The following is a 21,240-nucleotide window of genomic DNA, read 5'->3' on the forward strand; positions in this document are numbered from 1 at the left end:
CGAAACTGCCACCCCCTTGGAGAGCGCCATGTCCGCTGATCTCGAGCATATCCGTCAAATCATGCGCGAGGCTGACTGCCTGTACACCGAAGCTGAAGTCGAGGCGGCCATCGCCCGTGTCGGTGCACAAATCACTGAAGAACTGGCTGAGCGCAATCCGGTGGTGTTCTGCGTCATGAACGGCGGCCTGATCTTCGCCGGCAAACTGCTGACCCACCTGCAGTTCCCCCTGGAAGCCTCCTACCTGCACGCCACTCGTTATCGCAACGAAACCAGCGGCGGCGAGCTGTTCTGGAAGTCCAAGCCGGAAGTCTCCTTTATTGATCGCGACGTGCTGATCATCGACGACATTCTTGATGAAGGTCACACCCTGGGCGCCATCATCGACTTCTGCAAGCACGCCGGTGCCCGTGCAGTACACACCGCGGTGCTGATCGACAAGGAACACGATCGCAAGGCCCGTCCGGACCTGAAGGCCGACTACATGGGCCTGCCTTGCGTCGACCGTTACGTCTTCGGCTACGGCATGGATTACAAAGGCTACTGGCGCAACGCAGCCGGCATTTACGCCGTGAAGGGGATGTAAGACATGTCCGGGCCGAGCTTTCTCGATCAAGCGTTGTTCAGCGACCTGGCTGAGAAGGCCTCGGCCAATCCCCGTGGTCGTCAGCATCACAACTTCCATGCCATGGAAGAGCCCTGCCATCGCATGGCAGTGGCGCTGCAACCTTGCACCTACGTTCCGCCGCACCGGCACCTGAGTGCCGACAAGGCCGAGACCCTGCTGGTGCTCAAGGGGCGGCTTGGCGTGCTGATTTTCGATGAAGCGGGCCAGGTCCAGGGCAAACGGGTCTTGCAGGCCGGTGGTGACTGCATCGGTGTTGATCTGCCGGCCGGGGTCTTCCATGGTCTGGTGGTGCTTGAGCCCGACAGCCTGATGTTCGAGTGCAAGGCCGGGCCTTACCGTCCGGTGGGCGAGGGCGAGCAGGCCAGTTGGGCCCCTCGGGAAGGCGAACCCGGTGTGGCGCAATACCAGGCCTGGATGCGCGCGCAATTCGACTGATGGTGTGCCCCGCTTGTCGCATCCGCAGCCTGGGGCAGTCGCCTCAGACTGCGGCGCAGGATTTGCGGTAAAAACCCGTGCTAGAGTGCTCAGCCCTTGATTGGAGCCTGTCATGAGCCTGTTGATTCGCACTAGCGCGGCCCTTCTTCTGAGCTTGAGCCTACCCCTGGCAGCCGCCCCGGCGCCCCTGCATGGGCAATTTCTGCCGCCTGACGACCTGACTCTGCGCGACTCGGTCCCTGAACAGCAGCAGCTGTTGCAGGTCACCGAGTATTCCGTGGTGATCGGCAGCCAGCGCCAATCCAATCAGCAGCCGATTCCGGTGACATCGCCGGTATGGGTGCGACTCAAGGGCAAGCCGCTGAACAAGGGCGCCACCATCAGCCAGGTGCTGGTGAATTTCGATGGTGAAAGCAAAAGCCTGAAAAAGCCCCAGTACGATGCCAAGTCCAGAACCCTGACCTTGTATTACCCCCTGGCCCAGTACCGGGCGGTGATGGACCTGTTGCGTAACGACACTGTGTATTGCCAGTTCCTCAGTTATGCCAATGGCCATATCTGGGCTGACTTGCACACCGGCAGCGTGCGTCCGCGTTGAGGCCTGAGGCGGGCTGAGGGTAAACTGCCCGCCCCGTGAAATGTCTGCGAGCTGGAGTCGGCGATGCGTAAAGATAAGAAACAAGTGATTGGTGACGAGATCGGCGATGAGCAGATCAAGTTGTTCCTCGATTTCGAGCCGGTCGACGCCACTTCGCCGTCCCTGCACAAACTGATCAAGGCCTATCGTGGCCTGCGTATCGACGACTTTGAGCGCTTCCTGACCTTCTTCGTTGCAGCCGGTCTGGATCTGGACGGCAAGGATGAGCACGGCCAGACCTTCGTCGACCTGATCAAGGATCAGCGTAACGCCGCCGACTACATCGAACTGATGGACAACGCCCGCGGCTGAACCGCTCAAAAGGCATAAAAAAACGCCCCGTCCTTTGCAGGCCGGGGCGTTTTTTATGGGCGTCAGATCAGGCGCAGCTTTCGGTTTCCTTGCTTGGCTCGACCAGCTCCAGGCTCAGGTTATTTTCGCTGTTGATCTTGTGGTAGAGCGCCGCGTCGGTTTCCAGGACCTTTTCCCGCGCCGGGAAAATTTCCTTGAGCTTTGCAGCCCATTCGCCATTGGCCTTGGCCGGGAAGCAGCGCTCGATCAGTTCCAGCATGATCGAAACGGTCACCGAAGCACCCGGCGAAGCGCCGAGCAGGGCGGCCAGAGAGCCGTCCTTGGCCGCCACCAGCTCGGTACCGAACTGCAGGATGCCGCCTTTCTTCGGGTCCTTCTTGATGATCTGCACCCGTTGGCCGGCCACTTCCAGGCGCCAGTCTTCGGCCTTGGCCTCCGGGTAGAAGCGACGCAGGGATTCCAGGCGCTGCTCCATGGACTGCATGACTTCGCTGACCAGGTACTTGGTCAGGTCCATGTTGTCCCGGGCCACGGCCAGCATCGGCCCGATGTTGCCGGCGCGTACCGACATCGGCAGGTCCAGGAACGAGCCATGTTTGAGGAACTTGGTGGTGAAGCCGGCATAAGGTCCGAACAGCAGGGACTTCTTGCCATCGACCACGCGGGTGTCCAGGTGCGGCACGGACATTGGTGGCGAACCCACGGCGGCCTGGCTGTAGACCTTGGCCTGGTGCTGCTTGACCACTTCCGGGTTGTCGCAACGCAGCCACTGGCCGCTCACCGGGAAGCCGCCGAAGCCTTTGCTTTCTTCAATGCCTGAAGCCTGCAGCAGCGGCAGGGCCGCGCCACCCGCACCGAGGAACACGAACTTTGCGTCGACTTCACGGCTGTTGCCGCTGTTGACGTCCTTGATGCTCACGGTCCAACCGTTGTCCTTGTTGCGCTTGAGGCCGGTCACGCGCTTGCAGTACTTGACCTGGGCATCGGGGGCGCTGGTCAGGTGCTTGAGCAACTGGTTGGTCAAGGCGCCGAAGTTGACGTCGGTGCCGTTGATCACCCGGGTCGCGGCGATGGTTTCGTCTGCCGGGCGGCCCGGCATCATCAGCGGCATCCACTCGGCCATCTTGGCCTTGTCTTCGGTGTATTCCATGTCCGCGAAGGCATGGTGCTGGCTCAGCACTTCAAAACGCTTCTTGAGGAAGGACACACCCTTGTCGCCCTGCACGAAGCTCAGGTGCGGCACTGGGCTGATGAATGACTTGGACGAGCCGAACGTGCCTTGCTTGGTCAAGTAGGACCAGAACTGCTTCGACACCTCGAACTGGGTGTTGATGTGCACGGCTTTCTTGATATCAACGCTGCCATCGGCGGCCTGTGGCGTGTAGTTCAGCTCACAGAGACCTGCGTGGCCGGTGCCGGCGTTGTTCCACGGGTTGGAACTCTCCGCGGCACCCGAATCCATCAGCTCGACGACTTCCAGCTTGATTGCGGGGTCGAGCTCTTTGAGCAGTACAGCGAGGGTGGCACTCATGATGCCGGCCCCAACCAATACGACGTCTACTGCTTCGTTATGCGCCATTAACGCGTCTCCAAAATCTGCAGCACCAAATTGACGGCATGGCTGCCAGGAGTGATGGGGCGGTTCACGTGATGCCCCAGGTTACCCATGGCCAGGATTGCCATGTCCGAATCTTCGCAATTCTTTGCAACTACTGCGGACGCTGCCAATCGGGCCTCAAGGTGCATATGAACGCATCTCGGGGAGCCTCGGGCAATTCGACTTATGGTCGATACATCCGTTCGTGCAACCAAATCCGTCAGCGGACAGGCATCAAGCGCAAGTGTCTGAGGAGGGCTCGGTCCTGTGTAATTGGGCTGTTGTAGAGGCTAATGGTGCCAGTTCAGACGCAAAACTATTCATTTGCTCGCCACACTCTTGTGAAGTTGTGAAAACCCGTTTTTTCACGCTCTTTTGAAGACGTGAACCTCAAAAAAGGGCTGCCTCGGCCTGGCACCTGGCCCGAGCGGTGTCGCCGGCATGCAAGGCATGCGGGCACAACGGGCAAACAGCTTCAGTGGCCGAGCAATGGCAGCTCTGCAGATTCGCGAAAAGTGGAGGTTTGCAAGGTGGTACAGCAAGCACGCCAGCTTCACTCGATCTGTGTGGGCGGCTCTCTGTGGGCGGTGCGGGGTGCCAATGCAGTGGCGTTGGCGGTACTGCGAGGCCCGATCAGGAGACGTCCTTATAATCGGGGGGAGATTGTAACGAAGAAATGCGCAGAAATGATCCTGTTTCGTGACTTTTATTAGGCTGTTGGTCAGGTGGCCAGTATCGGTTGCACCACGGACCGGGCGCAGCGTGGGCTGATCCGGGCGCTGGCGGGCAATACCTGGTGCAACCAGTTCAGGCGAATCTCTTCGATTTCCACCCAGCCGTCACCCACGGGGGCTGTGGGGCAGTGCTTGAAGGCGCAGCAACGGCCTTGGCCATCGAGCAGGGCAAAACTGCGGAACTGCTGACGCGGGGCGAACAGGGAGCGAAGGAAGTTCATAACCGAACACCTGTGAGTGTGTCATTGACGATAAGAGTGCCCTTGAGCCGTTACATCATGATGTATTGCGAGTGAACGGCAGGTTACAGGAACCTGGTTGTACGGCACCTGTCTGAGACTTGACTAACTCTTGCCTGACGCTGGTTCGTCGCGGTTATGCACCGCTATACTGCGGCCCTGTTTGTGCCTGATTCCTGGAGAGATGAGCATGTTGCAACGCCTGTTGTTCGGTTTGATCACTGTGACCAGCCTGTCGCTGGTGGGTTGCGCCCACAGCCCGCAACAACTGAGCCCGGAGCCGAAGCTCACGACCCAGTTGGCCCCCGTTGGCCATGGCCAGCCGGTGGTGGTGAAAGTGGTTGATGGACGTCCATCGCCAACCCTGGGTACCCGTGGCGGCCTGTATCCGGAAACCAGTGCCATTACTGTGCAGAGCGCGCAGATCCTGCCGAAGCTGCAGGCCCAGGCCGAAGCCGCGGTGCGTCTGTTGGGCTTCACCCCGACGGCGGGCGGCAGCAATGCTCCACAGTTGACCGTGACCCTGGCCGAGCTCAAGTACCAGTCGCCCAAAGAAGGCCTGTACGTGACCGAGGCCACCATTGGCGCCACCTTCCGTTCCGATGTGCAGAACGCCAACCGGCGCTACAGCGGTCGCTATGGCGCGTCCCTTGACCAGCGTTTCGGCATGGCACCGAACCAGGACACCAACACCAAGCTGGTGGGCGATGTACTGAGCGATGCCTTGACCCGTCTGTTCAAGGATCCGACCGTGGGCCAGATCCTCGGTGAGTAATCCGTGCCTGGCCGGGGCCTGAGCCCTGGCCAAGTAATGCCAAAGCCCGGCTGCCTGATGGCGAGCCGGGCTTTTTTATGGGCGCAGATCAGGCCGCTTCGACGTAGAAGTCCAGCATGCTGACGCCGGTCAGCAGATCGGTTTCCGGCAGGTCCGCATGCTGATGCCCACCCAGGGCGCAATACACCAGCCAGTGCCGGTCCTGAACGTTGAAGGCCAGGGCGTCCACCAGCGCCTGCTGTTCTTCACTAGGGGCGATCAGATAAAGGCGATCCTGGTTTTCTGCGTGCAGCATGACAAGCTCCGTGGGGCATCGAGGGGCAACAGACTGGCTTGTTTAGATGACGAAAAGATGACGTTTTAAATTAATTGATCGACGCCTCGTTATTGGTCGGAAAGCCCCCCGCGTTTATTCGGGGATTGAGTAGAATCCGCGCCGCGGGTGCACTCGACGGCCCGAATACAGGTTTCATTCGAGGTTCATGATGTCGCTGCAACTGATCTGGTCGATGTTCAACGCCCACCCTGCCAAATTGATCAACCTGCTGGCGTTGCTGTTCGCTTGCCCGGGCAGTTGGCTGCTGCACGCCACTCGTCGCCGTGAACGGCGGGCCCTGGCCAACCTTGCAGTCCAGAGTGAAGGCCGGGCCGTGGATCAGCCTCTGCTGATGCTGGACCCCGCCACTTTGCGAATGAACCGATTCTTCTACCGCTTCGGTTTTGCCTGCCTGGGGCTGGCGTTGCTGGTCTCTTGGATCAGTACGCGTTTCTGATCGATCCTTGAACCGTAGACATGACAACGGCGCCCGCAGGCGCCGTTGTGCATTGCAGTGCCGCGATTACAGCGCCAGGCCTGCCTTGACCCGGTACTGATTGCGCACCGGATTGGCATATTGCAGCACCAGATAAGGGCGGTGCTCCGGTGGGCAGGCGTCCAGTCGGCGCTGCCATTCTTCCTCGGCCTTGGCCAGTTCCTGGGGCGCAAAGACCTCGGCGGCGCTCGGTACCTGCAGTTGCGGGTCGGCATCGTTCCACTGGGCATAGGCCAGGTAATGCACCGGGAACAGGCGATAGCCGCCGAGAATCTGCCGGTCCATTTCCATGGCCAATTGCTTGGTGTCTTCGAACAGTTCGCTGATGGGGGCGGCAAAATTCACGTGGACCCGGCCTTTATAGCCAGTGATGCCTTTGGCGATGCTCACGTCATCCTCCCCTGGCGCCTTGGTGTAGCTGCCGGTGGTGGCGCGGATATACAGCTCCCGGGCCTTGGCCTGATCGCACGGGTCATATTCGTAGCTGATGGACACCGGGGTCAGGTTCAGCGATTGGATGACTTCGCCGAACGGTTCATCCTTGCGGCTCATGTGGAACATCTTGAGGATCGCCGACTCGGTGCGGTCGTCGCCATCCTTGGCCCGGCCTTCGGCCTGGGCAATCCAGATCGACTGGCCGTCGTTGCGGATCGAATGGTTGATGTAGGCCGAGAGCAGTTGATAGGCCGCGAGTTTTTCCCGGCGCCCGCTGATGGAGCGGTGGACGATGAAACTCTTGTTCAGGCGCATCAGGTCACTGACGAACGGCTTCTGCAGCAGGTTGTCGCCAATGGCGATGCGCGGTGTCGGCAGGCCGGCGTGATATACCGCGTAGTTGACGAAGGCCGGGTCCATGACGATGTCGCGATGGTTGGCCAGAAACACATAGGCGGTGCCGGACTTGAACTGCTCGACGCCGGTATAGGTCACGCCGTCGGTGGCACGTTCAATGGTGTGGTCGACGTAAAACTCGACCTTGTCCTGCAGGGTCGCCACCGAAGTGACTCCGGCGAATTCGCGGCGCAGGCGATGGGCGATCAGGGGTTTGAGCAGCCAGCCGAAAGTATGGGCAAAACGCGGGAAGCGAAAGTGGGTGAGGATATCTAGAAACGCCTTGTCGCTGAGCAGCCGGGCCAGCACCGCTGGTACTTCGCTGTCGTGGTAAGGTCGGATGGCATCGAATTCGCCCATCATGCTCTCTTGTTAGAAACGGCTAGGGTAAGAAAAGGTTTGTATCGAAAAAAGCCGGGCATGGTCTGAAAGTTCAGCTCAAACAAAAAAAGCCCTGCAAATAGACCGGCGATTATACGCATAAGTCACTCTGGAGACGGCGATGCTGGAAACCGACCATTATCAATGCCCCTACTGTGGCGAACAGGCGGAAGCTGTACTGGACCTGTCCGCTGGCGACCAGACCTATATTGAAGACTGTCCGGTGTGCTGCCGACCCATTGTCTTCACGCTACAAACCGATGGTCGGGAATGGATGCTCGACGTCCACAGTGAAAATGACTGAGTGGGGAGTGGTCCTTATGCAGCGCATCTACGAGCCGGAAAATCTGATGGAAGGCGAGTTGCTCCAGTGCATGCTGGCGAGCGAGGGCATCGAGGCGCACCTGCAAGGGCGCGACCTGCTGGGTGGGGCGGGGGAGTTGCCGTTGTTCGGGCTGCTGGGGCTGACGGTGGAGAACGATCAGGCGCAGCAGGCGCGGGAGTTGATCGCTGCGTACAATGCGGCCCTGCCGTTGCCCTTTGAAGAACCGGATAGTTTTGCCGGGGTGCTGGTCTGTTAGGCTGAGCGCCGATTTGCCGAGAGTTGTATTGCCCCATGTGTGGACGTTATGCCCTGTTTCGCTGGAACCCTGCATTTGCCGCCTTGCCGGGATTTCCCGAGGATCAGCGCGCGCAGTGGAATATATCGCCCAATGATTCGGTGCTGATCCAGCGGGCCGAAAACGGCCAGCGCGCTCTGGCCCGGGCTCGTTGGGGCCTGACCCCGCCCTGGTTGACAGACCTGTCGCGTACGCCGGCCCATGCCCGGGCGGAAACCCTGGCGGAGCAGCCGATGTTTCGCCAGGCATTCCGTGAGCGCCGCTGCCTGCTACCGGCCAACGGCTTCTATGAATGGCGCGGAGGGAGTCGCAAACGCCCCTATTGGCTGACGCCAGGCGAGGGGTCGTCGATCTTCTTTGCTGCGATCTGGGAGGCCTATCCGGTACAGGAACAGGTCTGGCTGAGCACTGCCGTGGTGACTCAGGCCGCTTCCAATTTGCGTCGACCGTTGATCCTGGATGCTGGCGCCCAGGAAGTCTGGCTCGATCCCGAGACACCGCTGCATGCCTTGCAAGCCTTGCTCGCCAGCCCGCCTGCCGCCTTGCGCGAGCGGGTCCTGGCCAATCTGGTCAACGACCCTAAGCTCAACGGCCCCGAGTGCCTGACCCCCGCCTGAAGCATCAACTGCAGGAGCTGGCTGTAGGAGCTGGCTTGCCAGCGAAGAGGCCCCCTGGTTTGCTGCCCAAGCCAGGATCGCTTTCGCCGGCAAGCCGGCTCCTACAGGTCCGTGATTAGACCTTGAACTGGTTGATCAGGCGCCGTTGCTGTTCGGCGAGCTTGGTCAGCCCGGCACTGGCGGCGCTGGATTCGTCGGCGCCGCCGGCCACTTCGTTGGCCACCTGGCCGATGTTGATCACGTTGCGGTTGATGTCCTCGGCCACTGCGCTCTGCTCCTCGGCGGCGCTGGCGATCTGGGTGTTCATGTCGTTGATCACCGACACCGCCTGAGTGATGGTTTCCAGGGCTTGGGCCGCCTTGGCTGCATGCTCCACGCTCTGGTCGGTCTTGTGCTGGCTGTCCTCCATGACCCGCACCACTTCCCGGGTGCCCTGCTGCAGTTGCTGGATCATCGACTGGATTTCTTCCGTGGCCTGCTGGGTCTTCTGTGCCAGGTTGCGCACTTCGTCGGCGACCACGGCAAAGCCGCGGCCCTGTTCGCCGGCCCTTGCCGCCTCGATCGCTGCGTTAAGGGCCAGCAGGTTGGTCTGCTCGGCAATCCCGCGAATGGCGATGAGGATGGCATTGATGTTTTCGCTGTCCTTGGCCAGGGTCTGCACCACGCCGACTGCACGGCCGATTTCCTCGGCCAGGGCGCCAATCGCGCTGGATGTGTCGCGGACGATCTGCATGCCCTGGCTGGCGGCCTGATCGGCATGGCTGGCCGCTTGCGCGGCCTGGGTCGCATTGCGTGCCACGTCCTGGGCGGTGGCGGTCATTTCATGCACCGCGGTGGCCACCTGATCGATTTCCACCATCTGTTTATGCACGCCCTGGTTGGTCCGAATGGCGATATCGGCGGTGTGTTCCGAGGAGTCGCTGACGCTCTGCACCGAGGTCACCACCTGGCTGATCATTGCCTGCAGCTTGGCCAGGAAGGTGTTGAAGCCTTTGGCGATGGAGCCCAGCTCGTCGGCTCGGTCGCTGGTCAGGCGCCGGGTCAGATCACCTTCGCCCTGGGCGATATCATCGAGCATGGCCACCATTTGCCGCAGCGGACGTGCGATGCCATGCCCCACCAACCAGATCACCAGCAGGCCGAGGCCGGCAATCACCAGGCCGACCATGGCCATGCCGAAGGTGTCGGCCTTGCGCTGTTCAGCCAGGTCGCCCTGCAGTTTGTCCAGATCGGCCATCACCGCCCCCAAGGGCAGTTGCAGCATCAACGTCCAGTTGGCATCGGTCTGGCCGATACCGAACGGCAGGTACAGGGCAATCTGGCCGTTGGCCTGGTCGACGTTGTAGGTCACTTCGCCGCGCTTGAGGTTGGACAGTCTGGCCACGGTGTCTTGGCGCAGAACATCGCTGACCTTCTCGCCGAACTTGCTTGAATCCTTGGTGTACGCCACCAGACGGCCATTGCCACCGATCAGGGCCATTTCTCCGGCGCCGCTGTAGAGCTTCTGATTGGCAGCGACCAGCATGTCCTGGATGAAGTTCACCGACAGGTCGGCGCCGACGATGCCCTGGAATTTGCCGTTGAGCAGGATGGGCTGAATAAAGGAGGCGAGCATCACCACCTTGTCGCCGACCTTGTACGGGGCGGGGTCGATGACGCAGGACTTGAGGCTGTCCTGGGAGCACAGGTAGTACTCGCTGGTGCGCACGCCGGTGGAGAGTAGGGTCCGGTCGTTGACGTCGGCCAGCTTGTCCAGGCCCAGGCTGCCGTCTTCGTTGCGGAACCACCAGGGCAGGAAGCGCCCGTTGGCGGCGTCGATGCCCACCACCGAGGTGCCGACGTAGGCCGCGTCATTGTGGTCGATGGCGCCAGGCTCCCAGCCGATGTAGGCGCCGAGGATCTTCGGATTCTGGGTAACGTTTTCCTTGATCAGGGCGATCAGCTGTTCACGGGTGAGGCTGAGTCCGGCATGGCTTTGGGAGTCCTGGGTGCCCATCAGGGCATTGACCCGCACCAGGCCGCCGGCAATCAGCAGTGGCGCTTCCAGTTCCCGTTGGATCTGGCTGACCTGAGTCTGCGCCAGGCCGCTCAGGCGCTGTTCGATGACTTGCTCGAATTGGGCCTGGGTCCGCTCTTGCACCATTTGCTGGGTCCTGGCGCCGGAGAACAGGGCGTACAGCACCAGGGCTGCAACCACGCTGAGGACAATGGCACCGGCCAGGGCGGCGACGGAAAACTGGATCGACTTGAACTTCATAGAGGCTCCGGGCGCAGGAATTTAGGTCTGCCGTGCTGTATCGGCCGCAGCCTCACCGGTCATTAGCCTTGAGAGGCGAAATGCCTGTTTCAGATGGGTAGAGGTCGTGATTGGCGGGGACGTGTTGCAGGCGGTTGGAGGCCTTGGGCGGTATGTGAAGTTTTTTTGTCAGGGTCTGGATGTATCTGAATTGCGACTGAATGCGTGTTTTGCATCTGGCGCGGACACAGTTCCGCCCTTAGGATACGCGCCATGTTTTCAGGGAGGTTTCATGATGAAGAAGTCGTTACTCGTATGTGCATTGAGCGCCGCTGTTTTGCTGACCGGCTGTGAAACGGTCAACACCACCAGCGGTGGCGTGGTGGGTGTGGATCGCAAGCAATCCATGTTCAGCATGGTGTCCAGTGCCGAGGTCAATCAGTCCTATGCCCAGTCCTACCAGGAGACCCTGGGAGAGGCCAGCAGCCAGGGCGTGCTGGACAAGACCAGTGCCAACGCCAAGCGCCTGCAGGTCATCGCCAACCGCCTGATCGCCCAGGCGCCGACCTTCCGCCCCGACTGCGCGCAGTGGAAGTGGGAAGTCAACCTGATCAAGAGCGACGAACTCAACGCCAACTGCGGTCCTGGCGGCAAGATCATTTTCTACTCCGGTCTGATCGAAAAACTGAAACTGACCGACGATGAAATTGCTGCGGTAATGGGCCACGAGATTGCACACGCCCTGCGTGAGCATGGTCGTGAGGCGATGTCCAAGCAGTACGCGGTCGGTGCAGGCAAGCAGATCGCTACCCTGTTCGGGGTTTCCCAGGAAACGGTTGCCCTGGGTGACAATGGGGTGAGCCTGCTGATGACTCTGCCCAACAGCCGCGAGAACGAAAACGAAGCGGACCTGATTGGTCTGGAGCTGGCCGCCCGCGCCGGTTACAACCCGAACGCGGCCATCAGCTTGTGGAACAAGATGGGTCAGGCTGCCGGTGGTTCTGCGCCGCCCGAGTTCATGAGTACTCACCCGGCTTCCACCAGCCGTATCGCGTCTTTGCAGGCGGCGATTCCGAAGGTGATGCCGCTGTATGAGCAGGCCAAGAAGTCCTGATCCCTTCGCCTCATTTTCGCTGAGGCTTTCGCCGGCAAGCCGGCTCCTACAGGTTGTGTGGGAGTCGGTTTGCCGGCGATTTCATTTACAGCCAGCCACTGATCTGCATGGCCTTGTACACCGCCACCACGGCGAGGATGAAGAAGGCCGTCGCCGCCAGTCGACGAATCAGGGTCAGGGGCAGCTTGTCCGCAGCGAAGTTACCCGCCAGAACCACCGGTACGTTGGCAATCAGCATGCCCAGGGTGGTGCCGATGATCACCAGCCACAGATCCGGATATTGCGCCGCCAGCATGACCGTAGCGACCTGGGTCTTGTCGCCGATTTCAGCCAGGAAGAACGCGATCAGGGTCGTGAGGAAGGGCCCGAACTTGCGGGCGGTAGTGGCCTCATCGTCATCCATCTTGTCCGGAACCAGGGTCCACAGGGCCGTGGCGGTGAAGCTGGCGGCAAGAATCCAGTGCAGGGTTGCGTCGGAGAAGAAGCTGCCGAACCAGGCACCTACCGCGCCGGCGGCCGCATGGTTGGCCAGGGTCGCGGCGACGATACCGGCGATGATGGGCCAGGGTTTGCGAAAGCGGGCGGCCAGAATCAGGGCGAGCAGTTGCGTCTTGTCGCCGATTTCGGCCAAGGCAACGATTGCGGTGGGAACGAGGAGAGAATCCAGCATCATCAGGGTTTTCCTAAGGGGCGGGTCGACACGGCTATGACACGTACAGCCTTCCCGCCCCGGGTAAGGTGTGCGTGTCATAGGTCTTGTCAAACCCTGCGGTCCGTCTGTGCGGACTCTTGGGTCGCATGCGCCATGGTCTGAGGACCAAGTATGTTGACGCATGCCGGACGAGCGTGGCGCTCGTGGGAGACTACTCCCCTAGGACGGAGCGGATTCTGCCTAGGCAAAATCCATTCGGCAAGCCTTGTTTGCGAAAAAGAATGTCAGCCGCGCTTGGCTCGATAAATCCGAAAGCCCTGACCTTCGGCCTTGATCGCGCAAGGTCCAAGGTGCTCTTCGATCAGTGGCTGATAGCGCAGGAAACTGTTGGCAACTACTCGCAGTTCGCCACCTTTTTGCAGGTGTTTTGCTGCTTTTCGCAGCAGGTTTTCCGTGGCCTGGTAGTCGGTGTGGACCCCGGTATGGAAGGGGGGATTGGTCAGGATGCAGTTCAATCCCATGGGCGCGGCATCAATGCCGTCGCCGGTCAGAACCTCGGCTTCAAGACCGTTGGCGGCCAGGGTCAGGCGACTGCTGGCGGCGGCGAAGGCGTCCACATCGAGCAGGGTCACGCTGTTGTCCGGGTAGCGGCGTTTCACTGTGGCTCCCAGTACCCCGGCGCCACAGCCGAAGTCCAGCAGGTGGCCGGCGGGCAAGTGATCCAGATGCTCCAGCAACAGCGCGGTGCCGCGGTCCAGGCGCCCATGGCTGAATACGCCGGGCAGGCTGACGACTTTCAATGGACCTTCGGCCAGGGGCAGCTCGTACTCCTGGGCCAGGCTCTCCAGCGCTACCGGCGTGGGGGCGTTGGCCACCGTCACCTGCCATAGCTGACAGTGTCGAGCACTGTCTAACTTGCGCGGCTTGCCGAAAGGGTTGAGTTGCTTGGCGGCGCTCTCCACGCCGCTGCGTTTCTCGCCCACCAGATATAGCTCGCGTCCGGCCAGGCGTGAGGCCAGGGCGTTGAGCAGGTAGTCGGTGAGGTCCTTGGACTTGGGCAGGAACAGCACGGCGCTGTCGAAGGATTCTGCCGGTGCTGCTACGCCAAAGTGGCTGCGGCCTGGAAAGCGTGCCTCCAGGGCTGCCTGATCGCCGGCGTGCCAGCTCCAGCCTCGGGCGTTGGGCAGGCGACCCAGCAGGTCATCCGCGGTTAGGCCGGCCAGCAGCAGTGAGCCTTGAAACAATTGAGCCTGGCGTAACAGTACTTCACTGCGTGTGTCCATGGTCGCCCCCGAAAAAAGTGGCGAAGTTTATCAACTCACGACCCGCAGTGGGGCGCCACTGAAGAAGGCTTGGGCATTTTCCGTCAGTTGCCCGACGATTCGCTGGCGAGCTTCGCGGCTGCCCCAGGCATTGTGCGGCGTGACGATCAGGCGCGGGATATCGCTGGCCAGCAGTGGATTGCCGTTGGCCGGCGGCTCGACGCTCAGGACGTCGGTGGCTGCGCCCCCCAGATGACCACTGCGCAGCGCATCGGCCAGGGCCTGTTCGTCGATCAGGCCGCCACGGGCGGTATTGACGATCAGGGCGCCGGGCTTGAGCAGGGCCAGCTCCCGGGCGCCGATAAAGTGCCGGGTGTGTTCGTTGAGCGGGCAGTGCAGTGTCAGGGCATCCACCTGGGGCAACAGTTCCTCCAGGGGCAGGCGGTCGGGTCGGGCCGGTCGTCCAGGGATCTGCCCCAATACCACGCGCATGCCAAAGGCTTCGGCCAGGCGCGCCACGGCGCTGCCCAGTTCGCCATTGCCCAGCAGGCCCAGAGTCTTGCCCGCCAGTTCGATGATGGGGTAGTCCAGCAGGCAGAACTGCTGGGCCTGCTGCCAGCGGCCGGCAGCCACGGCTTTTTGGTAGTCGGCAACCCGAGTGGCAAGATTGAGCAGCAGCATCAAGGTGTGCTGGGCCACCGATGGGGTGCCATAACCCTGGCAGTTGCTGACGCTGATGCCTTGCCCACGGGCAGCGGCCAGATCGACATTGTTGGTGCCGGTGGCGGCCACCAGGATCAGTTGCAGATCAGGGCAGGCCGCCAGTGTTTCGGCGCTCAGGGCCACCTTGTTACTGATGGCGACTTGAGCCCCCTGCAGGCGTTCGATCACTTGGTCCGCGGGGGTGTGGGCATGCACTTGCAGGGGGCTGAAGCAGTCATGCAGCGCACTCAGATCCAGGTCACCCAGGTCCAGTGAGCTGTGATCGAGGAAGACGGCGCGGCGATTGTTGATCATGAACTGTACCTTTTGCACGAGGGATCTAAGGCGTAATCTCCCGAGCCTAACAGATGAAATAATTAGACATACACAGGAGCCTGCATGTACCTCACCGAGTTCTTGACCGTTGCCCTGATCCACTTGCTGGCGGTGGCCAGCCCCGGCCCGGACTTCGCCGTGGTGGTGCGCGAAAGCGTGACCCACGGCCGCCGCGCCGGTACCTGGACTGCCCTGGGAGTGGGCTGTGCGATCTTCCTGCACGTGGGTTACTCATTGCTGGGGATCGGCCTGATCGTTTCCCAGTCCATCGTGCTGTTCAACGCCCTGAAGTGGTTGGCGGCGGCGTACCTGCTGTACATCGGCTACAAGGCCCTGCGCGCCCAGCCGGCCAAGCCGGCAGCGGACGACCTGCACAAGGAAGCCGGAGTGCGTACCGCGCGCGGCGCCTTTACTTCTGGTTTTGTCACCAATGGGCTGAACCCCAAGGCGACCCTGTTCTTCCTCTCCCTGTTCACCGTGGTGATCAACCCGCACACGCCCCTGGCGATCCAGGCTGGCTACGGGGTGTATCTGGCGGCGGCCACTGCCGTCTGGTTCTGTCTGGTAGCCATGCTTTTCAGCCAGCAACGGGTGCGTGCCGGTTTCGCTCGCATGGGGCACTGGTTCGACCGCACCATGGGCGCGGTGCTGATCGCCATTGGCGTAAAACTGGCGTTCACCGAGATGCATTGATCGCGCTGCTCGGGCGGGACACACAGGATCACCTGAGCCGCACCGATACTGGCCTGGAGCTAGTATTGGTGCGGCCCTGCAAATCATCCCTTTGGCTGATTTAGCCGGCGCTCGGGAACTCTAGAGTGGGTATCCTCCAGTCACGACCGAGCCGTCAGAAAAGGGATTCTTATGTTGCAGACTCGTGTTATTCCCCCCGCCGAAGGCGCTTACCAATACCCGCTTCTGATCAAACGGTTGCTGATGTCCGGCAGCCGTTACGAGAAAACCCGCGAGATCATCTACCGTGACCAGTTGCGTTACACCTACCCGACCCTGATCGAACGGGTGGCGCGCCTGGCCAACGTACTGACTGCGGCCGGGGTCAAGGCTGGGGATACCGTGGCGGTCATGGACTGGGACAGCCATCGTTACCTGGAATGCATGTTTGCCATTCCGATGATCGGTGCGGTGATCCACACCATCAACGTGCGTCTGTCGCCGGAGCAGATCCTCTACACCATGAACCACGCCGAGGACCGCTTCGTGCTGGTCAACAGCGAGTTCGTCGGCCTGTACCAGGCCATCGCCGGGCACTTGACCACGGTGGAGAAAACCCTGCTGCTCACCGACGCGCCGGAGAAGACTGCCGATTTGCCGAATCTGGTGGGCGAGTACGAGACCCTGCTGGCCGCTGCCAGCCCCCAGTACTCCTTCGAGGATTTTGACGAAAACTCGGTGGCCACCACCTTCTACACCACCGGGACCACCGGCAATCCCAAGGGTGTGTATTTCACCCATCGGCAACTGGTGCTGCACACCATGGGTGTGTCCACCATCATGGGCTCTATCGATAGCGTGCGCCTGCTGGGCACCAACGACGTGTACATGCCCATTACGCCGATGTTCCATGTGCACGCCTGGGGGCTGCCCTATGTGGCCACAATGCTTGGGCTCAAGCAGGTCTATCCCGGGCGTTACGACCCGGAGTACCTGGTGGAGCTGTGGCGCCGGGAGAAGGTCACCTTCTCCCACTGTGTGCCGACCATCCTGCAGATGGTGCTCAATGCCAAGGCGGCCCAGAACACCGATTTCGGTGGCTGGAAGATCGTCATTGGCGGCAGTGCGTTGAACCGTGCGCTGTACGAGGCGGCCAAGGCCAAGGGCATCCAGCTGACCGCCGCCTACGGCATGTCGGAAACCGGCCCGTTGGTATCCTGCGCCCACCTCAACGAGGAGTTGATGGCGGGCAGCGAGGATGAACGCACCACCTACCGGATCAAGGCCGGGGTGCCGGGGCCCTTGGTGGAAGCGGCGATCATCGATGCCGAGGGCAACTTCCTGCCGGCGGACGGTGAGTCCCAGGGCGAGTTGGTGCTGCGGGCGCCCTGGCTGAGCGAGGGGTATTTCAACGAGCCGCAGAAGGGCGCCGAGCTCTGGGACGGCGGCTGGTTGCACACCGGCGATGTGGCGACCCTGGACAGCATGGGGGTGATCGACATCCGCGACCGGATCAAGGACGTGATCAAGACCGGTGGCGAGTGGATCTCGTCCCTGGACCTGGAAGACCTCATCAGTCGCCACCCGGCGGTACGTGAGGTAGCAGTGGTGGGCATTGCCGATCCGCAGTGGGGCGAGCGCCCGTTTGCCTTGCTGGTGATCCGCCAAGGCCATGAGATTGGTGCCCGTGAGCTCAAGGAACACCTCAAGCCGTTCGTGGAACTGGGGCACCTCAGCAAATGGGCAATTCCCAGTCAGATTGCCCTTGTTACTGAAATTCCCAAGACCAGCGTTGGCAAGCTCGACAAGAAGCGCATCCGTGTCGACATCAGCGAATGGCAAGCCAGTAACAGCACCTTCCTCTCCACGCTTTGAGCGTCCTCTGCCGTGCCCGCCAGGGCACGGCATGCCCACCCGGCAAGCCTTTGCCTTGTACTCACGGATTTTTCAGTCATTCTTGCCGCGCCGTTTTTCAAAGGTTGTGGCAAAGGGCTGTTCCAGTGCGGTGGGTGGCTGCAAATCACACTTTAGAGGGATCAAGCAGTAATCCCTGCTGGATATAGTCCGTTCACGGATTTTTCTGAACGACGGAGCATTGCGGGGTGCTCGCGCCACGCAACTTCGGAGCCGGGACAAGTGTTCATCCAACCGGTATTCGAAGCGTTTTCAGAAAAGCGTACTGCCATAACAATAATGCACATGGAGTAGCGTCGATGACATCAGCAAACCAGTTCTGGCGCCGGGCGAAACTGCCCCTGGCCGTCGGTCTCGCCTCCACGCTCGCCGGGCCTGCATTCGGCGTTAGCTTCAATATCGGTGAAATCGAAGGTAGCTTCGATTCGTCCCTGTCGGTGGGGGCCAGTTGGTCGACCGCCGGACGCAACAAGGACCTGATCGGGGTCAACAATGGCGGCAAGGGCCTGTCCCAGACCACCGATGACGGCCACTTGAACTTCAACAAGGGCCAGACCTTCTCGAAGATCTTCAAGGGCATCCATGACCTGGAGTTGAAGTACGGCGATACCGGTGTGTTTGTTCGTGGCAAGTACTGGTATGACTTCAAGCTCAAAGACGAAGACATGGACTTCAAGAACATCAGCGACAACAACCGCAAGGAAGGCGCCAAGTCCTCCGGCGGGCAGATCCTCGATGCCTTCGTCTATCACAACTACTCCATTGCCGATGAGCCGGGTTCGGTGCGTTTGGGTAAGCAGGTCGTAAGCTGGGGTGAAAGTACTTTCATCGGCGGCGGTATCAACTCGATCAACCCCATCGACGTGTCGGCGTTCCGCCGTCCCGGTGCCGAGGTCAAGGAAGGCCTGATCCCGGTCAACATGTTCTACATCTCCCAGAACCTGACCGAGAACCTGTCGGCCGAAGCCTTCTACCAGCTGGAATGGGACCAGACCGTTACCGATAACTGCGGCACCTTCTTCTCCCAGCCGGACAACATTTCCGATGGCTGTGACGACAATCTGCGACTCCTGTCCAAGCGTTCGACCATTGCCAGGCTGAGCCCTGCTGGCCTGGCGAACCTTACCGCACGTGGAGTAGATATAAACGAGGAGGGTGCTCTGGTGCGCCGTAGTGGCGACCGTGACGCCCGTGACAGTGGTCAGTTTGGCGCGGCGTTCCGTTACAACTTCGAGCCGCTGGACACTGAGTTCGGCGCTTACTTCATGAACTATCACAGCCGTGCACCGATCTTCAGTGCTACGGGGGCTCCTCAGTCGGCATACAACATCGCCGGAGCGTTTGGCGCATTGGCGCCGGTGTGGATTGCCGGTAACTCGAAGTACTTTATCGAGTATCCGGAAGACATCCGCCTGTACGGACTGAGCTTCTCCACCACTTTGCCTACAGGTACCGCCTGGAGCGGCGAACTGAGCTATCGGCCGAATGCGCCGGTGCAGTTGAACAGTACCGATATTCTCTATTCCGCTGTTCGGCGCTTGGGGGGGGCCTACACCAACGCCTCCTTGCTCGACGGGATTCCTGGACAGGACCTGCATGGCTATCGCCGCAAGGAAATCACTCAATTCCAGACCACCTTCACGCACTTCTTTGATCAGGTCATGGGCGCCAGCCGTCTGACTCTGGTGGGTGAGGTGGGGGTTACCCACGTCGGCGGTCTGGAGAGCAAGTCGGATGTCCGTTATGGACGTGATCCGGTGTTTGGTCCTGGCGCCTTGCCAGCCACCGGCGGGCAAAACACCTGTCGCGCACTCAACTCCACCACCATCGCCGGCGCAGGACCGGGCGCAGATGCCAGCAATCTCAGCAGCAACTGCAACAACGACGGCTTCACCACCGCCACCTCCTGGGGCTACCGCGGTCGGGCCATCTGGGAATACCCGGATGTATTCGCCGGTGTGAACCTCAAGCCGAACGTGGCCTGGTCCCACGACGTCAAGGGCTACTCGCCAGGTCCTGGCGCCAACTTCGAGGAAGGTCGCAAGGCCATCAGCCTGGGCCTGGACGCCGAGTATCAGAACACCTACACCGCGAGCCTGGCTTACACCAACTTCTTCGGTGGCGACTACAGCACCGTGGATGACCGGGACTTCCTCGCCTTGAGCGTTGGCGTGAACTTCTAAGCACACTGCATTTTCAGGAAGAACAACAATATGAAAATCACCAAGAGTCTGTTGCACGTCGGTGTGCTGGGACTGTCACTGCTAGCGACCGGGGTCATGGCCGCGGTCTCGGCCGATGAAGCGGCCAAGCTGGGCACCAGCCTGACGCCGATGGGCGCGGAAATGGCCGGTAACGCTGCCGGCACCATTCCCGCCTGGAAGCCCCTGGCAACCAACGCCGGCACCGTGGACAGCAAGGGTTTCCTGTCCAACCCTTATGGCAGCGAGCAGCCGCAGTTCACCATCACCGCGCAGAACGTCGAGCAGTACAAGGACAAGCTGGCCCCGGGGCAGTACGCGATGTTCAAGCGCTACCCGGAAACCTTCAAGATGCCGGTCTATCCGTCCCATCGCGGGGCCACGGTGCCGGCTGACGTGTTCGCCGCCATCAAGCGCAATGCCACCAGCACCAATCTGGTGTCCGGCGGCAACGGCCTGGAGAACTTCGAAACCGCGATTCCGTTCCCGATTCCCAAGAGCGGTGTGGAAGTCATCTGGAACCACATCACCCGCTATCGCGGTGGCAGCGTGACCCGTCTGGTGACCCAGGCCACGCCGCAGGCCAACGGCTCCTACAGCCTGGTGTACTTCCAGGACCAGTTCGTGTTCCGCGACAAGATGAAGGACTACGATCCGAAGAACCCGGGCAACATCCTGTTCTACTTCAAGCAGAAAGTGACGGCCCCGGCGCGTCTGGCCGGTGGTGTGCTGCTGGTCCACGAAACCCTCGACCAAGTGAAGGAACCGCGTTCGGCCTGGGTCTACAACGCCGGTCAGCGTCGTGTGCGTCGTGCTCCGCAAGTCTCCTATGACGGCCCGGGTACCGCCGCCGACGGTCTGAGGACTTCCGACAACCTGGACATGTACAACGGTGCGCCGGATCGCTACGACTGGAAACTGGAAGGCAAGAAGGAGATGTACATCGCCTCCGACAGCTACAAGCTCGACTCGCCGAGCCTGAAGTACGCCGACATCATCAAGGCCGGGCACATCAACCAGGACCTGGCTCGTTACGAGTTGCGCCGGGTCTGGCATGTGGTCGCCACCTTGAAGGAAGGCCAGCGCCACATCTACGCCAAGCGTGACTTCTATATCGACGAAGACACCTGGCAAGCTGCGGTGATCGACCACTATGACGGTCGTGGCCAACTGTGGCGTGTGGCCGAAGCCCACGCCGAGAACTACTACGACAAGCAAGTGCCGTGGTATGCCCTGGAAACCCTCTACGACCTGCAGTCCGGCCGCTACCTGGCACTGGGCATGAAGAACGAAGAGAAGCAGGCGTATGACTTCGGCTTCACCGCAACCACCAGTGACTTCACTCCAGCCGCCCTGCGTCAGGACGGAGTTCGCTGATCCGCTGTCAATAGAGGCCGCATCCTCGGAAATTGCCCCGACTGGTTCGGGGCTTTTTTTTGCCTGAAAAATTGTGCATTCGCAGATATGCACAACAATCTAGGCTGCTCCGGCGGGCTTTCTCTAGGCGAATTAGCAGGTTGCCGGATAAATAAC

General features: G+C 60.9%; 22 protein-coding genes, 1 pseudogene and 1 riboswitch. Of the genes and pseudogenes, 14 read left to right on the top strand and 9 right to left on the bottom strand.

Annotated features, from left to right (window positions below; genetic code table 11):
- Positions 1 to 28: 28 nt before the first annotated feature.
- The 4 genes from FW796_RS05515 (at position 29) to FW796_RS05530 (ending at position 2,012) form a co-directional block, all read left to right on the top strand.
- A complete protein-coding gene (locus tag FW796_RS05515; RefSeq protein WP_042941423.1) occupies positions 29 to 586 on the top strand; it encodes a hypoxanthine-guanine phosphoribosyltransferase in 558 nt (185 codons plus the stop codon).
- Between the two features lie 3 nt (positions 587 to 589).
- Positions 590 to 1,063, top strand: coding sequence for a WbuC family cupin fold metalloprotein (locus FW796_RS05520; RefSeq protein ID WP_446439130.1), 474 nt, complete (start codon positions 590 to 592; stop codon positions 1,061 to 1,063).
- A 112-nt stretch (positions 1,064 to 1,175) separates the two neighbouring features.
- Positions 1,176 to 1,661, top strand: coding sequence for a hypothetical protein (locus FW796_RS05525; RefSeq protein WP_102860276.1), 486 nt, complete (start codon positions 1,176 to 1,178; stop codon positions 1,659 to 1,661).
- A gap of 63 nt (positions 1,662 to 1,724) precedes the next feature.
- Positions 1,725 to 2,012, top strand: a complete 288-nt coding sequence (locus FW796_RS05530) for a PA4642 family protein (protein ID WP_346633831.1) — start codon at positions 1,725 to 1,727, stop codon at positions 2,010 to 2,012.
- A gap of 67 nt (positions 2,013 to 2,079) precedes the next feature.
- Here FW796_RS05530 and mqo read toward each other — a convergent pair whose 3' ends face one another.
- Both mqo and FW796_RS05540 read right to left on the bottom strand, forming a co-directional pair.
- Positions 2,080 to 3,591 carry a malate dehydrogenase (quinone) gene (gene mqo, locus FW796_RS05535; RefSeq protein ID WP_123724802.1) on the bottom strand — a complete coding sequence of 504 codons (1,512 nt, stop codon included), beginning with the start codon at positions 3,589 to 3,591 and terminating at the stop codon, positions 2,080 to 2,082.
- A gap of 739 nt (positions 3,592 to 4,330) precedes the next feature.
- The gene (locus FW796_RS05540; RefSeq protein WP_346633832.1) at positions 4,331 to 4,564 is read right to left on the bottom strand and encodes a hypothetical protein; all 234 of its coding nucleotides are present in this window, start codon (positions 4,562 to 4,564) and stop codon (positions 4,331 to 4,333) included.
- A gap of 208 nt (positions 4,565 to 4,772) precedes the next feature.
- On the opposite strand from FW796_RS05540, the gene FW796_RS05545 reads away from it, so the two are divergent.
- Positions 4,773 to 5,357, top strand: coding sequence for a YajG family lipoprotein (locus tag FW796_RS05545; protein ID WP_317069912.1), 585 nt, complete (start codon positions 4,773 to 4,775; stop codon positions 5,355 to 5,357).
- A gap of 88 nt (positions 5,358 to 5,445) precedes the next feature.
- Here FW796_RS05545 and FW796_RS05550 read toward each other — a convergent pair whose 3' ends face one another.
- Positions 5,446 to 5,652: a hypothetical protein gene (locus FW796_RS05550; protein WP_159898299.1), complete on the bottom strand. Its 207-nt coding sequence runs from the start codon at positions 5,650 to 5,652 to the stop codon at positions 5,446 to 5,448.
- Between the two features lie 190 nt (positions 5,653 to 5,842).
- Here FW796_RS05550 and FW796_RS05555 point away from each other — a divergent pair, with 190 nt between their 5' ends.
- Complete coding sequence (locus FW796_RS05555; protein ID WP_346633833.1) at positions 5,843 to 6,130, top strand: hypothetical protein; 288 nt, start codon at positions 5,843 to 5,845, stop codon at positions 6,128 to 6,130.
- A gap of 66 nt (positions 6,131 to 6,196) precedes the next feature.
- Here the strand turns inward: FW796_RS05555 and FW796_RS05560 are convergent, their stop codons facing one another.
- Positions 6,197 to 7,363 carry a 1-acyl-sn-glycerol-3-phosphate acyltransferase gene (locus FW796_RS05560; RefSeq protein WP_346633834.1) on the bottom strand — a complete coding sequence of 389 codons (1,167 nt, stop codon included), beginning with the start codon at positions 7,361 to 7,363 and terminating at the stop codon, positions 6,197 to 6,199.
- Positions 7,364 to 7,502: 139 nt separating this feature from the next.
- On the opposite strand from FW796_RS05560, the gene FW796_RS05565 reads away from it, so the two are divergent.
- The 3 genes from FW796_RS05565 to FW796_RS05575 are packed head-to-tail and all read left to right on the top strand — an operon-like array spanning position 7,503 to position 8,618.
- The gene (locus tag FW796_RS05565) at positions 7,503 to 7,685 is read left to right on the top strand and encodes a CPXCG motif-containing cysteine-rich protein (protein WP_016967048.1); all 183 of its coding nucleotides are present in this window, start codon (positions 7,503 to 7,505) and stop codon (positions 7,683 to 7,685) included.
- Between the two features lie 16 nt (positions 7,686 to 7,701).
- Positions 7,702 to 7,962 carry a putative signal transducing protein gene (locus FW796_RS05570; protein WP_123724797.1) on the top strand — a complete coding sequence of 87 codons (261 nt, stop codon included), beginning with the start codon at positions 7,702 to 7,704 and terminating at the stop codon, positions 7,960 to 7,962.
- Between the two features lie 35 nt (positions 7,963 to 7,997).
- Positions 7,998 to 8,618 (top strand): SOS response-associated peptidase, encoded by a 621-nt coding sequence (locus FW796_RS05575; protein ID WP_346633835.1) that lies wholly within the window; start codon positions 7,998 to 8,000, stop codon positions 8,616 to 8,618.
- A gap of 115 nt (positions 8,619 to 8,733) precedes the next feature.
- Here the strand turns inward: FW796_RS05575 and FW796_RS05580 are convergent, their stop codons facing one another.
- On the bottom strand, positions 8,734 to 9,576 hold the full coding sequence (locus tag FW796_RS05580) for a methyl-accepting chemotaxis protein (protein ID WP_371261320.1): 843 nt from the start codon (positions 9,574 to 9,576) through the stop codon (positions 8,734 to 8,736).
- 12 nt (positions 9,577 to 9,588) lie between these two features.
- Positions 9,589 to 10,875, bottom strand: a pseudogene (locus tag FW796_RS05585) (HAMP domain-containing protein); the annotation flags it as partial.
- Between the two features lie 274 nt (positions 10,876 to 11,149).
- On the opposite strand from FW796_RS05585, the gene FW796_RS05590 reads away from it, so the two are divergent.
- Positions 11,150 to 11,968 carry a M48 family metallopeptidase gene (locus FW796_RS05590; RefSeq protein WP_346633989.1) on the top strand — a complete coding sequence of 273 codons (819 nt, stop codon included), beginning with the start codon at positions 11,150 to 11,152 and terminating at the stop codon, positions 11,966 to 11,968.
- An 85-nt stretch (positions 11,969 to 12,053) separates the two neighbouring features.
- On the opposite strand, the gene FW796_RS05595 is transcribed toward FW796_RS05590, so the two are convergent.
- From FW796_RS05595 to FW796_RS05605, 3 genes are all read right to left on the bottom strand, one after another.
- Positions 12,054 to 12,638 (bottom strand): TMEM165/GDT1 family protein, encoded by a 585-nt coding sequence (locus tag FW796_RS05595; RefSeq protein WP_102860988.1) that lies wholly within the window; start codon positions 12,636 to 12,638, stop codon positions 12,054 to 12,056.
- Between the two features lie 91 nt (positions 12,639 to 12,729).
- Positions 12,730 to 12,853: riboswitch (yybP-ykoY riboswitch) on the bottom strand.
- A gap of 51 nt (positions 12,854 to 12,904) precedes the next feature.
- Positions 12,905 to 13,903: a methyltransferase gene (locus FW796_RS05600; protein ID WP_404937631.1), complete on the bottom strand. Its 999-nt coding sequence runs from the start codon at positions 13,901 to 13,903 to the stop codon at positions 12,905 to 12,907.
- 30 nt (positions 13,904 to 13,933) lie between these two features.
- The gene (locus tag FW796_RS05605) at positions 13,934 to 14,899 is read right to left on the bottom strand and encodes a 2-hydroxyacid dehydrogenase (RefSeq protein ID WP_446439131.1); all 966 of its coding nucleotides are present in this window, start codon (positions 14,897 to 14,899) and stop codon (positions 13,934 to 13,936) included.
- Between the two features lie 84 nt (positions 14,900 to 14,983).
- Here FW796_RS05605 and FW796_RS05610 point away from each other — a divergent pair, with 84 nt between their 5' ends.
- From FW796_RS05610 to FW796_RS05625, 4 genes are all read left to right on the top strand, one after another.
- Complete coding sequence (locus tag FW796_RS05610) at positions 14,984 to 15,613, top strand: LysE family translocator (protein ID WP_346633839.1); 630 nt, start codon at positions 14,984 to 14,986, stop codon at positions 15,611 to 15,613.
- A gap of 171 nt (positions 15,614 to 15,784) precedes the next feature.
- A complete protein-coding gene (locus FW796_RS05615; protein ID WP_346633840.1) occupies positions 15,785 to 17,467 on the top strand; it encodes a fatty acid--CoA ligase in 1,683 nt (560 codons plus the stop codon).
- 338 nt (positions 17,468 to 17,805) lie between these two features.
- Positions 17,806 to 19,689, top strand: a complete 1,884-nt coding sequence (locus tag FW796_RS05620) for a DUF1302 domain-containing protein (protein ID WP_346633841.1) — start codon at positions 17,806 to 17,808, stop codon at positions 19,687 to 19,689.
- Positions 19,690 to 19,719: 30 nt separating this feature from the next.
- On the top strand, positions 19,720 to 21,084 hold the full coding sequence (locus tag FW796_RS05625; RefSeq protein WP_402884835.1) for a DUF1329 domain-containing protein: 1,365 nt from the start codon (positions 19,720 to 19,722) through the stop codon (positions 21,082 to 21,084).
- Positions 21,085 to 21,240: the final 156 nt, after the last annotated feature.

The organism is Pseudomonas sp. 910_21, from assembly GCF_052850735.1.

Coding starts and splice junctions, on each gene's coding strand:
- FW796_RS05515 (WP_042941423.1), top strand. CDS start 29: ATGTCCGCTGATCTCGAGCATATCCGTCAAATCATGCGCGAGGCTGAC.
- FW796_RS05520 (WP_446439130.1), top strand. CDS start 590: ATGTCCGGGCCGAGCTTTCTCGATCAAGCGTTGTTCAGCGACCTGGCT.
- FW796_RS05525 (WP_102860276.1), top strand. CDS start 1,176: ATGAGCCTGTTGATTCGCACTAGCGCGGCCCTTCTTCTGAGCTTGAGC.
- FW796_RS05530 (WP_346633831.1), top strand. CDS start 1,725: ATGCGTAAAGATAAGAAACAAGTGATTGGTGACGAGATCGGCGATGAG.
- mqo (WP_123724802.1), bottom strand. CDS start 3,591: ATGGCGCATAACGAAGCAGTAGACGTCGTATTGGTTGGGGCCGGCATC.
- FW796_RS05540 (WP_346633832.1), bottom strand. CDS start 4,564: ATGAACTTCCTTCGCTCCCTGTTCGCCCCGCGTCAGCAGTTCCGCAGT.
- FW796_RS05545 (WP_317069912.1), top strand. CDS start 4,773: ATGTTGCAACGCCTGTTGTTCGGTTTGATCACTGTGACCAGCCTGTCG.
- FW796_RS05550 (WP_159898299.1), bottom strand. CDS start 5,652: ATGCTGCACGCAGAAAACCAGGATCGCCTTTATCTGATCGCCCCTAGT.
- FW796_RS05555 (WP_346633833.1), top strand. CDS start 5,843: ATGTCGCTGCAACTGATCTGGTCGATGTTCAACGCCCACCCTGCCAAA.
- FW796_RS05560 (WP_346633834.1), bottom strand. CDS start 7,363: ATGATGGGCGAATTCGATGCCATCCGACCTTACCACGACAGCGAAGTA.
- FW796_RS05565 (WP_016967048.1), top strand. CDS start 7,503: ATGCTGGAAACCGACCATTATCAATGCCCCTACTGTGGCGAACAGGCG.
- FW796_RS05570 (WP_123724797.1), top strand. CDS start 7,702: ATGCAGCGCATCTACGAGCCGGAAAATCTGATGGAAGGCGAGTTGCTC.
- FW796_RS05575 (WP_346633835.1), top strand. CDS start 7,998: ATGTGTGGACGTTATGCCCTGTTTCGCTGGAACCCTGCATTTGCCGCC.
- FW796_RS05580 (WP_371261320.1), bottom strand. CDS start 9,576: ATGATCAGCCAGGTGGTGACCTCGGTGCAGAGCGTCAGCGACTCCTCG.
- FW796_RS05590 (WP_346633989.1), top strand. CDS start 11,150: ATGAAGAAGTCGTTACTCGTATGTGCATTGAGCGCCGCTGTTTTGCTG.
- FW796_RS05595 (WP_102860988.1), bottom strand. CDS start 12,638: ATGCTGGATTCTCTCCTCGTTCCCACCGCAATCGTTGCCTTGGCCGAA.
- FW796_RS05600 (WP_404937631.1), bottom strand. CDS start 13,903: ATGGACACACGCAGTGAAGTACTGTTACGCCAGGCTCAATTGTTTCAA.
- FW796_RS05605 (WP_446439131.1), bottom strand. CDS start 14,899: ATGATCAACAATCGCCGCGCCGTCTTCCTCGATCACAGCTCACTGGAC.
- FW796_RS05610 (WP_346633839.1), top strand. CDS start 14,984: ATGTACCTCACCGAGTTCTTGACCGTTGCCCTGATCCACTTGCTGGCG.
- FW796_RS05615 (WP_346633840.1), top strand. CDS start 15,785: ATGTTGCAGACTCGTGTTATTCCCCCCGCCGAAGGCGCTTACCAATAC.
- FW796_RS05620 (WP_346633841.1), top strand. CDS start 17,806: ATGACATCAGCAAACCAGTTCTGGCGCCGGGCGAAACTGCCCCTGGCC.
- FW796_RS05625 (WP_402884835.1), top strand. CDS start 19,720: ATGAAAATCACCAAGAGTCTGTTGCACGTCGGTGTGCTGGGACTGTCA.